Below are 14,260 nucleotides of genomic sequence, written 5' to 3' on the forward strand. Positions count from 1 at the left end.
AACTTGTTTCAGGTTCGTATTTAATTTGTGACTTCTAGTATGATGTGATTCCGAAATAAATTCGGAATGACGTAAAATAATTATTAGATATTAAAAATAACATCAACCCATGAAAACAAAACATGTTTTTCAAATTACGCTAATGTGCTTGGTACTTGTTGCCATGGCATCTTGTTCTTCAAAAATGAAGAAAAGAGAGATAACAGATGCCGTAATGCAAGAAATATATAACGAAATTAAAACGCCACATAAGTACGGTTTGGTCATGGTGCCTAAAGACAATTCATACAAAATGGATTGTCCGAGTATTTTTAGAAAAGGTGGAAAGTGGTTTATGACTTATCTAATTTTTGAAGGTCGTGGTTACGAAACTTGGTTGGCAGAAAGTGATGATCTGTTAAACTGGAAACACTTAGGAAAAGTAATGTCCTTTTCAAAAGACACTACGGAATGGGATGTCAATCAAAAAGCAGGATACATTGCTTTACAAGATCCTATTTGGGGAGGTTCTTACAAATGGGAATCTTATGACGATAAATACTGGATGAGTTATTTTGGCGGGAATACTACAGGATATGAAGCTGGAATTCTATCTATGGGAATGGCTTATACGGATGAGTTGCCTACTACACCTCACGAATTTAAACGTTTGCCAGAACCTGTTTTAAGACCAAATGATGACAAAGCAAAATGGTGGGACAACAGTACCATGTATAAAAGTTCTGTGATTAGAGATGTTGAGAAAGAAACAGGACATGATTTTGTGATGTATTACAACGCTCGTGGAGATAGTATCAATCCTGCCAAAGGAGCTGAGCGTATTGCCATGGCGGTTTCAAACGATATGAAAAACTGGGAACGTTTTGGAGATGGACCTGTAATCAATCATCATAAAGGAATTTCTGGAGATGCTTATATTCAACGTATTAATGATACTTGGGTGATGTTTTATTTTGGAGCTTTTTGGACAGGTTGGGATCAAGGAGCTTTCAACAGATTTGCAGTGTCTAATGATTTGATTCATTGGAAAGATTGGGAGGGAGAAGATTTAATTCAGTCATCAGAACCTTATGATGATTTGTTTGCTCATAAATCATTTGTGGTTAAACATGAGGGGATTGTGTATCATTATTACTGTGCTGTAAACAAAGCAGGGCAACGTGGTATTGCCTTGGCAACTTCAAAAGATATAGGAAAAAGTGATATTCATTTTGTGACTCCTCCAAAAGATGAAATAGAGATTAAATAACCATGTGTTACCCTGAATTTATTTTAGGGTCTCAGTTAGGTTGTAGAATATGAGATACCGAAACAAGTTCGGTATGATAAAAACAGAATGTTTTAATAGATAATTAATGAATATAAAAACGCTTGTCATATTAATTTTTGCCTGTTGGATTTCAAATATGAAGGCACAAACAGTTACAGGAGAGCCTGCTGGGATTCCTGAAACACCTAAAAAATATAGTTATGCACCTTGGGAAGATCCGTTGGTAACTAGTATCAATAGACAGCCTGCAAGAGCTACGGCTTATTCTTATAAAACAGTTGCAGATGCTTTAGAAGGAGATAGAGAAAAAAGCCGTTTGATGATGTTAAACGGTGAGTGGAATTTTAAGTATGCAAAAAACTTAGAAGAAGCTCCTAAATATTTTTATAAGCAAGAAGTAAATGGATGGGATAAAATAGAAGTGCCCTCTAATATAGAATTGCATGGTTATGGAATTCCAATTTACAAAAGTGCAGTCTATCCTTTTAGACCTATCAATCCTCCTTTTGTTCCTACAGATGATAATAGTGTAGGGTCTTATCAACGTAAATTTACGGTGCCAAATGACTGGCAAAAAAACATGACGGTTACCCTTCATTTTGGAGCGGTGAGTTCAGCTTTTCAGGTATGGGTCAATGGGGAGTTTTTAGGGTATGGAGAAGATAGTTTTTTACCATCAGAATTTAATATTACACCTTATATAAAAGAAGGAGAAAATATATTGTCCGTCCAAGTGATTCGCTATAGTGATGGTGCTTATTTAGAAGATCAAGACCATTGGCGAATGAGTGGGATTCAGCGAGAAGTTTTTGTAATGGCTGAACCAAAACTACGCATTCAAGATTTCTTTTATCAAGCAAAATTAGATAAAGAGTATAAAGATGCTGTTTTTCAATTACGTCCAAAATTAGAAAACTTAACTGGAGATACTATTAAGAATACTTCGTTTGAATTTCAGTTGTATAATGATAAAAACGAGGCTTTATTTGAAAAACCTATTGATACTTTAGCCAAAGCCATTGTAAATGAAAGTTACCCTCGTTTGGATAATGTGCGTTTTGGTTTTTTTGAAAAGACGATCAAAAATCCTAAAAAGTGGAGTTCAGAAGCACCAAATTTATATACGTTGGTGATGACGTTAAAAGATGAAAACGGAAACATTTCCGAAGTAAAATCTTGTAAAGTTGGTTTCCGATCTATTGAGTTTTCAAAAGAGAACGGAAAATTATTAATCAACGGAAAAGAAACGTATATCTACGGAGTCAATCGTCATGATCATCATCCTATTAGAGGAAAAGCATTGACTAGAAAAGATATTGAAGAAGATGTAAAAACCATCAAGCAATTTAATTTTAACACCATTAGAACCAGTCATTATCCTAACGATTCGTATTTCTACGAATTATGTGATACATACGGAATTATGGTGATGGATGAAGCGAATTTAGAAACCCATGGACTGGGAGGCAAGTTGAGTAATGATCCAAGTTGGACACATGCGTATATGGAACGTATGACCAGAATGGTAGAGCGTGATAAAAATCACCCAAGTGTGATCATGTGGAGTTTAGGAAATGAATCTGGAAAAGGACCAAACCATGCCGCGATGGCGGGTTGGACACATGATTTTGACATTACTAGACCTGTGCATTTTGAACCCGCTCAAGGAAATCCTAGATTGGATGGATATATTGATGAAAGAGATCCAAGATATCCATCAACAGGAGATCATTCTCATCGTTTTGAAAACCCACAAGATGAAGCCTATGTAGATATGGTGAGTCGTTTTTATCCAGGGGTATTTACACCACAGTTTTTGGTAGACAATAAAGCAGACACACGTCCTATTTTGTTTGTGGAATATTCTCATTCTATGGGGAATTCAACAGGAAATCTAAAAGAATTGTGGGATGAGTTTAGACGATTGCCTAGAGTTATAGGTGGTTGTATTTGGGATTTTAAAGATCAAGGTTTGTTAAAAGTTGATGAAAAAACAGGCCAAGAGTTTTATGCTTACGGAGGTGATTTTGGAGAACAACTACACGATGGAAATTTCTGTATCAATGGTATAGTTGCTTCAGACGGTAGACCAAAAGCAGCCATGTATGAAAATAAATGGGTGTATCAACCTGCAGTTTCATCGTTAAAAGGAAATCAGCTAACCATTAAAAATTGTCAGGCTACACAATCTTTATCAGCATTTATTCCTGTTATCACAATATTAGAAAATGGTGTGGTTAAGAAAACATACGAGTTAAATCCGTTAGAGATTAAAGCAGGAGAAGAAATGGTTGTTGATATTGAAAAATATCTACCTAGAATGAAATCGGATGCTGAATACTTTTTAAATATTGAATTCCGATTGTCAAAAGATGAGCTATGGGCAGATAAAGGATATGTTGTTGCCAAAGATCAGTTTTTGTTAGTTCCTAAGAAACCAATAGATGATTTCTCAAAAACATCGAAAGAGACCTTATCTGTATTAGATTCAGAGAAAAATTATACCATCAAAGGAAATAATTTTAGTGTGATAGTTGATAAAGAAAATGGAGCCTTAAATTCTTATGTATTTAACGGCGAAGAACAAATATTTGCTCCTTTATTACCAAACTTTACCAGGCCATTTACGGACAATGATAGCAAAGGTTGGAAACCACATAAAGTTTTAAAACCTTGGTATAATCATCAGCCAACTTTAACTTCCATAGCTACTAAAAAAGTAGCCCAAGATATTAAGATAACATCTGTTTACGAAGTAGTAAAAGATAGCGCACGTGTTTCGGTTTCGTACCATGTCAAACCAAACGGTGTTATTAAAGTTGAATATCATTTAACGGCTTCTAAGGATTTACCTAACATTCCAAAAGTTGGAATGCAAATGGGGATTAAAAATGATTTTAAACAAATTTCATGGTACGGGAAAGGGGAGCTAGAGAATTATATCGATAGAAACCACGGTTTTTTTGTGGAGCGTTACAGCTTGCCATTAGACAAATTTATAGAGCCTTATGTTCGCCCTCAAGAAAATGGAAATAGAACAGAAGTGAGATGGATGGCAGCTTCAACCATTAGTAAAAATAAAGGGATTTTAGTGCTTGGAGAACAACCGTTGAGTATGAGTGTTTGGCCATATACAGAAAAGAATATCAATGAAGCTAAGCATACATATGATTTAAAAAATCCAGGTTATTTGACATTAAATATTGATTTAAAACAAATGGGAATTGGAGGGAATGATAGTTGGTCACCAGTAGCAGCTCCTTTAGAAAAGTATCAAATTACATCTAAAGATTACAAATACAGTTTTTATATAACTCCTTTTGATAAAGGCCTATCTAAGACACTTAAAAAGTTTAACTATTAAATGAAACAAGGATTCAAATATTTGTTTTTTATCATGATACTAATGGTTTCTTGCAAACCATCGGTAAAAAAAGAAGTGTCTTATTTTGAACCTACGGAAGAAAGTGCCATGCCATGGGTGTATTGGTATTGGTTAAAAAGTACTTACTCTAAAGAAGGAATTACTGCCGATTTAGAAGCAATGAAACAAGCTGGAATTCGAGGTGCTTATTTAATGACGATTAAAGGTCCAGGAGAAGAACCTTTAATGAATCCACCAGTAGTACAATTAAGTGATGAATTTTGGGAATTGGTTCGTTGGGCTCTAACCGAAGCAGAAAGGTTAGGTGTAAAAATTGGTTTTCATCCTGCAGACGGTTTTGCTGTTGCTGGAGGGCCTTGGATTACACCAGAAATGTCGATGCAAAAAGTGGTTTGGGCAGATACCATATTGGAAGGGAAAAACCTGAAAGGGACAAACTTGCCAACTCCTGAGCATTATAAAAATTACTACAAAGACATTGCTACGTTTGCTTTTCCTGTAGAATATAAACATCAAACATCCATTGATGTTCAGCCTAAAATTAGTACATCAATAGGTGAAGAAGCTTCTTTTTTAAGTGATGCATCTACCGATCAAACACAATTACGTTTGTATGGACAAGGCTATATTCAATATGAATTTAAAGAACCTTTTTCTTGTAAATCCATTCATATTAAAACCAAAGGAAACAATTATCAAGCGCACAGAATGATGGTTGAGGTGAGTGATGATGGAATTACTTATAAGAGTTTAGGTCGATTAGAAACCCCACGTTCTGGTTGGCAAGATACCGATGAAGATTATACACATAGTCTATTTGTACAAGCAAAATATTTCAGATTTGTTTACAATCCTAAAGGTTCAGAACCTGGGGCTGAAGATATTGATATGGCCAAATGGAACCAAGGCTTAAAAGTCACAAAAATTATTCTTTCAGAAGAACCTTTAATTGAGAATTATGAAGGAAAATCAGGGGCGGTATGGAGAATTAGTTCAAAACTAAATAATACAAAAATCACAAAGGAGGATTGTGTAAATCTTTCTAAGATGATCAATATTTCTGGGTTTGTAGATGAGAAAGGTGTTTTAAATTGGCAAGCTCCATCAGAAAAAAAATGGAGAATTATGCGATTTGGACATACTTCCACAGGACATGAAAATGCAACAGCAGGAGGAGGTCGTGGTTTAGAGGTTGATAAATTTAATGCAGAGGCTGTTCGTTTTCAATTAGACCATTGGTTCGGGAAAATGTTAAGAGTAGCAGGACCAGAATTATCCTCAAAAGTGGTGGAAATATTACACATGGATAGTTGGGAGTGTGGAAGTCAAAATTGGTCACCTGTTTTTAGAGAAGAATTTAAAAAACGTAGAGGTTACGATGTTGTGGAATATTTACCCGTAATGGCGGGGATTCCGTTGGATGACATTGAAACTTCTGAAAATGTGTTATACGATATTAGAAAAACCATATCGGAATTAATTGTAGATAATTTCTTTGGGGTTTTGGCAGACGAAGCTAAAAAAGCTGGAGTTAAATTTAGTTCAGAAAATGTAGCTCCAACCATGACGAGTGATGGTTTGTTGCATTTTAAGCATATTGATTACCCTAGTGGAGAGTTTTGGTTAAGAAGTCCTACACATGACAAACCTAATGATATGTTAGATGCTATTTCAGGAGGACATATTTATGGAAAAGATATCATTCAAGCAGAAGCATTTACTCAGTTAAGAATGGATTGGGATGAACATCCTGGGAATTTAAAAACCTTGGCCGATAGAAATTATGCCTTAGGAATCAATCGCTTTTTTTATCATGTTTTTGTACATAATCCATGGTTAGATAGAAAGCCGGGAATGACTTTAGATCCTATAGGAACTTTTTTTCAACGAGATCAAACTTGGTGGAAACCCGGAAAAGCTTTTTTTGAGTATTGTAAAAATGTACAATTCCAATTGCAAAAAGGACATCCGGTGATAGATTTTGCAGTATTTACAGGGGAAGAAATCCCTTCGAGATCGGTGTTGCCAGATAGGTTGGTGTCATCCATTCCAAATGTTTTTGGAGCTGAACGAGTGGCATCAGAAAAGGAAAGATTAGCAAATGTAGGTCAGCCATCAGCACGTATGCCTAAAGAGGTAAAATACACTAAAAATAGTACGGATTTATCAGAGTGGGTAAATGCTTTAAATGGTTACAAATACGATTCTTTTAATAGTGATGTATTATTGAGTGCTTATGTAAAAAATGGGAATGTGATTTTCTCAGACAAAGTAGCGTATCAATTTTTATTGTTTCCTGGGGTAACAAAAATGTCTCCAAACAAAATGATGTCTTTGGAGGTAGCTCAAAAGATTTTGAATTTGGTAAAAGATGGAGCGACTGTTTTTGTGAATGAAAAACCTACAAGTATTCCAGGAAAACACACGGTTCAAGAAACAGAAAAGTGGCAACAAATTATTGATGAAATTTGGTCTGGTAACGAAGATAAACAATGGTCTTTAGGAAAAGGAACGGTGGTAAAATTACCTTATTTAGAATCTGATTTTTCGGCATTTGGAATTACTGCAGATGTAAAAATCAATAAAAAGGATGCGAGTACCATCGCTTGGACACATAGATCGTATTATAAGGAAGATATTTATTTTTTGGCAAATCAAAAAGAAGAACAAAGGCAAGTAGCGGTGTCTTTTAGAGTGTCAAATAAAACACCTGTTTTATACAACCCTGTGACTGATGAAACTTTAACCGTGCAAGATTGGAGAGTGGAAAAAGGAAGAACAATTATTCCGTTACAGTTTGATAAAAACGAATCTCTTTTTGTGATTTTTAAAGAAAATCAAGATGAGAAAGGTTTAGAAGAAAATAAAAATGGGTCGAGTTATAAAACAGTTCAGACTTTAAATCAGGATTGGACGGTTCAGTTTGATAAAGCATTTCATGGGCCATCAAAACCAATTGAAATTCATCAACTTTTTGATTGGAGCACTTCGAGCAATGATAGTATTAAATATTATTCTGGAACGGCTATTTACACCAAAACATTTGAATGGAATAAAGAGGTTGAAAAGGATTTGTACCTAGAGTTTGATGAAATCAACAACATTGCAGAAATCAGTGTCAATGGAAAAGATTGTGGTGTTTTATGGACGTATCCTTACAGAAAAAACATATCAAAAGCTTTAAAAAAAGGAGAAAATACCTTGACTATAAAAGTGACCAATACTTGGGCTAATAGATTAATTGGTGATGAAAAATTATCAAAAGAAGATCGGTTAACGTGGACCACAGCACCTTATAGATTAGAGGAAACCATGATGGTGAAATCTGGTTTGTTAGGAGATATTAAAATTCAAAAGACTTTAAAAAAATGAAAAAATTATTGACCATAGTAGTAGCTTGTTTGTTTAGCGTTATAACTATGCATGCAGAAATTAAATTACCAGCATTGTTTACAGATAATATGATATTGCAGCAAGAAAGTAATGTTCCTATTTGGGGTTGGGCAAATAAGCATGAAAAATTAACGATTTCTACGTCTTGGGATGCAAAAGAATATCAGGTTAAAGCCGATAAATTAGGAAAGTGGAAAACAAATTTAACTACTCCTAAGGCGGGAGGCCCTTATATGATTATGGTATCAAACGGTAGCGAAATAAAAACCATTAACAATGTGTTAGTTGGGGAAGTTTGGTTGTGTTCTGGACAGTCTAACATGGAAATGCCTTTAAAAGGTTTTCCTGGACAACCCGTGATAGGTGGGAATGATGAGATTGTTCGTTCAACCAATAAAAATATTCGTTTGATAACAGTACCAAGAGCTACTGTTTTATCACCTAAAGAAGATTTTAAAGGACAGTGGGAAGTAGCAGGTCCACAAACAACAGGTGGTTTTAGTGCTACGGCTTGGTATTTTGGAAGTTTGTTACAAGAGGTGTTACAAGTTCCTGTAGGATTGATTCACGTGTCTTACGGAGGATCAAACGTAGAAGCTTGGATGAATAAAGAAATGTTAGAAGATTTTGAGAATACATTACCCTTACCAAAAACAGAAAGTGATTTAAAAAGCAATCCAAACAGAGTACCTACAACTTTATTTAATGGAATGTTATCGCCTGTAATTGGTTACGGAATTAAAGGAGCTATTTGGTATCAAGGAGAATCTAATTATGAAAGACCTTTTGAGTATAAAGATTTGTTCAAAAAAATGGTAGGATCATGGAGAGAGTTGTGGAACCAAGGAGCGTTTCCATTTTATTATGCTCAAATAGCCCCTTTTGATTATGCACGTTTTCATCCGCTAGACAATTTAGAAAAATATAATTCGGCTTACTTAAGAGAAGCACAATTACAGGCATCAAAGGAGATTTCAAATTCAGGAATGGCAGTTTTAATGGATGTTGGAGAGGAAATTAGTATTCATCCAATGGATAAAGAAAAAGGAGGAAAACGTTTAGCGTATTTGGCATTGGCTAAAACCTATGGATTAGAAGGTTTTGAATATGAAAGTCCTGTGTTCAGATCTATAGAAATAATTGAAAGTACAGTAATCCTTTCATTTGACAATATACCTAATGGTATTACCTCTTTTTGGAAAGAAGTGAAAGGGTTTGAGATTGCTGGAGAAAATAAAGTCTTTTATCCTGCTCAAGCTATTGTTAGAACAAAGTCGGTAATATTATCTACTCCAAAAGTAGCTAAGCCAATAGCAGTTCGCTATTTATTTAAAAACTATGTAAAGGCAGAGTTGTTCAGTGGAGGCGGATTACCGATTTCATCTTTCAGAACCGATAATTGGTAATACATCAAGAATATCATACCATGAAAAAGATCATTATTTCCTTTTTTTTGATGTTTTCGTTTCTAGTAAATGCTCAAACTCCTGAGCTTAACGATTATAATCAAATATGGACAAGCCAAAGTAAAAATGCTTCAGAATCGATGCCTTTAGGAGGTGGAGATATTGGGGCGAATGTTTGGGTTGAACAAGGAAGTGTATATTTCTATTTTTCAAGAAGTGGAACTTTTGATGAACACAACACCTTATTAAAACTAGGTCGTGTAAAATTAGAGCTAAGTCCAAATCCATTTAAAAATAAAGATGGGTTTCATCAAGAGTTGGTATTGCATGATGGTTATGTGAAAATTTCTCAAAACAATACGGAGATAAAACTTTGGGTAGATGTTTTTCACCCTGTCATTCATGTAGATATAAAAAGCAAACAAACTGTAAGTGTAAAAGCTTCTTATGAAAATTGGAGATATAAGAACAGACTTGTAAAAGGAAAAGCCAATAATGCCAACTCATATAAATGGGCTCCTCAAGGAGATATTATTACTTATAGAGACTCTATTAGTTTTGAAAAGAATACCATTTCATTTTACCATCAAAATAGAGAAAAAACAGTATTTGATGTTGCGGTAGCACAACAGCAATTGGAGTCTGTAAAAGACCAGATGATGAATCCTTTAAAGTATTTGACTTTTGGAGGAAAGATGATTGGAGAAAATATGATTTCAGCAGACACTTATACAGGAACGTATCAAGATACCGATTATAAAGGTTATAGCTTACAGAGTAAAAAAGCAAGTAAGAAACATCAATTATCTATTTATTTACACACGACTCAAGACCAAAATATATCGGTTTATAAAAAAGGATTGAAGGATTTTGTAGAGGATTATAAGTCAGATGAAAAAAGAACAAAAAAATGGTGGAATCAGTATTGGAATAGAAGTTTTATTTATACTCAAAACAGAAATGTAAAAGCACAAGATTCTGTATATCAAATAGGGCAAAATTATCAGTTGTTCCGTTATATGTTAGGAGCCAATGCTTATGGAAAATATCCAACAAAATTTAATGGTGGTTTGTTTACGGTAGATCCTGTTTTTACCAAAGAAGATCATCCTTTTACACCAGATTTTAGAAACTGGGGAGGAGGAACTATGACTCAACAAAATCAACGTTTGGTTTATTTTCCAATGTTTAAAAGTGGTGACTTTGATATGATGACATCGCAGTTAGATTATTATTTAACGCTTCAAAAAAATGCGGAGTTACGTAGTCAAGTTTATTGGAATCATAAAGGGGCTGCTTTTACAGAACAATTAGAAAATTTTGGATTGCCAAATCCTGCTGAATATGGTTGGGGACGTCCTGAAAATTATGATGCAGGCATGCAATATAATGCTTGGTTAGAGTATCAATGGGATACAGTTTTTGAGTTTTGTAAAATGATGTTGGAGCAAAAAGAATATGCAAATATTGATATTAGAAAGTACAATAATTTTGTATTGAGCTGTCTTCGTTTTTTTGATGAACATTATCAGTATTTAGCCAAAAAGAGAGGAAGAAAATCTTTAGATGCCAATGGGCATTTGGTTTTGTACCCAGGATCAGCCGTAGAAACTTACAAAATGGCAAACAATGCTAATAGTACCATTTCTGCTTTAAAAGTAGTAACAGAGAAACTATTAAAGTTGTCTTCGGAAGATTTAACAACAGAGGAAGTTATTTACCTAAAGGAGTTTCAGAAAAGAATTCCACCTTTAAATTTTAAGGAAATTAATCATCAAAAAGTCTTAGCTCCTGCAAAAACATGGGAACGTATCAATAATACTGAAGCAGCACAATTGTATCCAGTGTTTCCATGGAAGATTTACAGCATAGGAAAACCCGATTTAGAAGTGGCACAAAATACATATCTATTAGATGAAGATTTGTTAAAGTTTAGGAGTCATGTAGGGTGGAAGCAAAGTAATATTATGGCTGCTAGATTGGGATTAACCAATGAAGCTGCAAAATATACTTTATTAAAAATGGCAAATTCAGAAAGACGTTTCCCCACCTTTTGGGGACCAGGTTTTGACTGGGTACCAGATCATAATTGGGGAGGAGCTGGAATGATTGGAATGCAATTAATGTTATTACAAGAAGTAAATGAAAAAATAGTGTTGTTTCCTGCTTGGCCAAAAGATTGGAATGTACATTTTAAGTTACATGCTTCTCAAAATACAACAGTAGAAGTCAAGCTAGAAAATGGTGTGGTTGAAATAATAAAAGTAAGTCCAGAGGAAAGAAGAAAAGACCTTCAAAATATATTGGAGTATAATAATACAGAAAAAATAAATTTTAGATAGATGAGATTCATAAAACATATTTCGAGTTCATGGTTTTTGGCCGTATTTACATTGTTAAATGTGCAATGTCAAAACAATAAAGAAACAGAAAAGCAAGTAGTAAAAGTAGATTTTGATTTTTCGGGAAGGAGAATATCAGAAGTTCATGACCCTTTATATCAACCTTGGGTGATTAATGAAGGAAAAGAAGATGAAAAATCTTTTGAAGGAGTGACTGTAAAACTAAAAGGAGATTTTAAATCTAATTGGGTAAAAATAGGAATGAGTGCTCCTCATTACGCCCAATTGGTAAGTGATGGATTGGTTTCTGAAAAAGAAGTAGAAATGAGCATTAGTGGACTAAAACCAGGAAAACATTCATTGCTGACATTTCATAATACCTTTTCTAATTTAAGAGAGCGAACAGTAACTCCTGTTAAAGTTTATGTAAATGGTAAACAGGTAGAAACAGTTTTGCAAAGCAATAGAGCTTTTGCTAAAATTGAATCGGCAATAGCTTATTTAACTTTTACGGTAGAAGAAAACAAAGAGACTGTAATTCGTTTTGAAGGAACTAAAGGATCAGATATTTCTGAATTTGTGATCAATGGTTTTGAGATTGATACTCCAAATCTTAAAAAACAATCTAACACTCCACAGCCAGAAAATGCCGATGAACATGTGGTGGTAGAGGAAAATTTAAATCTAACATGGAAATCTCCAAAAGGAACAGCAGCACATCATGTGTATTTTGGAGAAAACCAAGAAGAGATAAAAAATGCAGGAGAATTATCTTCTTTGTATCAAGGAAAACTGACAGAAAACAACTTTGTTGTAGACGATTTATACAGTATGAATACTTATTATTGGCGAGTAGATGAGGAAGATGCAAATGGAGACATTACCAAAGGAAATGTGTGGTCTTTTAGACCTGCACAATTGGCTTTTCCAGGAGCAGAAGGATATGGGCGTTTTGCCATTGGAGGACGTGGTGGAAAAGTAGTAGAAGTAACCAATTTAAATGATGATGGACCTGGAAGTTTCCGTGATGCCGTAAATCAGGAAATTGGACCTAGAACTATTGTGTTTAACGTGTCTGGAAATATTGAATTAAAATCAAGATTGGTCATCAATCAACCTTATATAACTGTAGCAGGACAAACAGCACCAGGAGAAGGGATTACCATTAGTAGAGCTCCTGTAGGCTTAACGGGTGATGATGGTATTGTTCGTTTCTTAAAGGTAAGAATTGGTTCAGGAACTACTTTTGACGGTATGGGCTTAACAGGAGCTGATTATAGTATTATTGATCATTGTTCTATAAGTTGGACTATTGATGAATCTTTTAGTTCTAGAGGAGCACATCATATTACGCTACAACGTACTTTAATATCAGAGGCATTAAATGTAGCGGGTCACGATAAATATAAAGCAGGACAAATGCATGGGTATGCTGCAACAATTGGAGGTGATATAGGTAGTTTTCATCACAATTTATTAGCACACAATTATGGTAGAAATTGGAGTATTGGAGGTGGATTAAATGGTGATGGTTTTTATTCAGGAAAAATAGATATTAGAAATAATGTAGTTTATAATTGGGGAGGACGTGTTACCGATGGAGGTGCAAATCAAGTAAACTTTGTAAATAATTATTACAAACCAGGACCAGCTTCAAAAATATTTTATGCTTTAAAAGTTCAACACGAAGGTGTAGGAAAAGGAAAACAGCAATACTTTTTTCAAGGGAACGTAATGCCAGGTTATTTTGATGAAAATAATCAAGAAGATGGAAAAATAATACAAATAAGTAATGGGGCTATTGTAGATTTTGAAACATTTGTAAATAAACCATTCTTTCCTTCATATATAAACACAGAGTCGGCCACAGCAGCGTATAAAGATGTATTGTCTGATGTGGGAGCAACGCAACCCTTTTTTGATAATCACGATCATCGCATTGTCAATGAAACTTTAAAAGGAACATACAAGTTTAAAGGGAGCAAGAGCGGTTTACCGGGAATGATAGATACAGAGTTAGATGCTGGTGGTTTTCCAAAGTATGCAAGTGAAATAAGACCTAAAGATTGGGATACAGATCATGATGGTTTGCCTAATTGGTGGGAAGAAGCTCACGGGTTAAATCCTAATTCTAAAGTAAACGATTATTCTGAAACCAATAAAGATGAGGATAAAGATGGATTTACACAATTAGAAGATTATTTAAACTGGATGGCTCAGCCACATTTTTTTATAGAAAATGGAGGGGTAGTCGAGTTAGATGTTAAAGATTACTTTAAAGGGTATGAAAACAAACCATCCTATAGTTTTTCAAATGTAAAAAATGGAGAAGTATTATTAAAGAACGGAAAAATTAGGTTTAAGAACACTCAAAAAGGATTTGCTTCTTTTCAAATTTCAGTTAAAGATGCTGATGGAGATTCAAAAACACGAACGATTAATGTTTTTATAAAATAAAGAAACG

Annotated in this window: 6 protein-coding genes; all 6 read left to right on the plus strand. The window is 34.4% G+C overall.

Annotated features, from left to right (window positions below):
* Positions 1-109: 109 nt before the first annotated feature.
* The 6 genes from ACXGQT_RS12105 (at position 110) to ACXGQT_RS12130 (ending at position 14,253) form a co-directional block, all read left to right on the plus strand.
* Positions 110-1,249: a glycosylase gene (locus tag ACXGQT_RS12105; RefSeq protein ID WP_457828852.1), complete on the plus strand. Its 1,140-nt coding sequence runs from the start codon at positions 110-112 to the stop codon at positions 1,247-1,249.
* Between the two features lie 157 nt (positions 1,250-1,406).
* Positions 1,407-4,634, plus strand: coding sequence for a glycoside hydrolase family 2 TIM barrel-domain containing protein (locus tag ACXGQT_RS12110; protein ID WP_457828853.1), 3,228 nt, complete (start codon positions 1,407-1,409; stop codon positions 4,632-4,634).
* The gene (locus ACXGQT_RS12115) at positions 4,635-8,027 is read left to right on the plus strand and encodes a glycosyl hydrolase (protein WP_457828854.1); all 3,393 of its coding nucleotides are present in this window, start codon (positions 4,635-4,637) and stop codon (positions 8,025-8,027) included.
* Positions 8,024-9,454, plus strand: a complete 1,431-nt coding sequence (locus ACXGQT_RS12120; RefSeq protein WP_457828855.1) for a sialate O-acetylesterase — start codon at positions 8,024-8,026, stop codon at positions 9,452-9,454. The genes ACXGQT_RS12115 and ACXGQT_RS12120 overlap by 4 nt, the downstream gene beginning before the upstream one ends.
* Positions 9,455-9,474: 20 nt before the next feature.
* Positions 9,475-11,796: a DUF5703 domain-containing protein gene (locus ACXGQT_RS12125; protein WP_457828856.1), complete on the plus strand. Its 2,322-nt coding sequence runs from the start codon at positions 9,475-9,477 to the stop codon at positions 11,794-11,796.
* Positions 11,797-14,253, plus strand: coding sequence for a pectate lyase family protein (locus tag ACXGQT_RS12130; RefSeq protein WP_457828857.1), 2,457 nt, complete (start codon positions 11,797-11,799; stop codon positions 14,251-14,253).
* Positions 14,254-14,260 lie beyond the last annotated feature (7 nt).

This window comes from Wenyingzhuangia sp. IMCC45467, assembly GCF_054111205.1.

Bases quoted from the DNA above. Each gene is read 5' to 3' on its own strand.
- ACXGQT_RS12115 (WP_457828854.1), top strand. From the start codon at position 4,635: ATGAAACAAGGATTCAAATATTTGTTTTTTATCATGATACTAATGGTT.
- ACXGQT_RS12110 (WP_457828853.1), top strand. From the start codon at position 1,407: ATGAAGGCACAAACAGTTACAGGAGAGCCTGCTGGGATTCCTGAAACA.
- ACXGQT_RS12130 (WP_457828857.1), top strand. From the start codon at position 11,797: ATGAGATTCATAAAACATATTTCGAGTTCATGGTTTTTGGCCGTATTT.
- ACXGQT_RS12120 (WP_457828855.1), top strand. From the start codon at position 8,024: ATGAAAAAATTATTGACCATAGTAGTAGCTTGTTTGTTTAGCGTTATA.
- ACXGQT_RS12105 (WP_457828852.1), top strand. From the start codon at position 110: ATGAAAACAAAACATGTTTTTCAAATTACGCTAATGTGCTTGGTACTT.
- ACXGQT_RS12125 (WP_457828856.1), top strand. From the start codon at position 9,475: ATGAAAAAGATCATTATTTCCTTTTTTTTGATGTTTTCGTTTCTAGTA.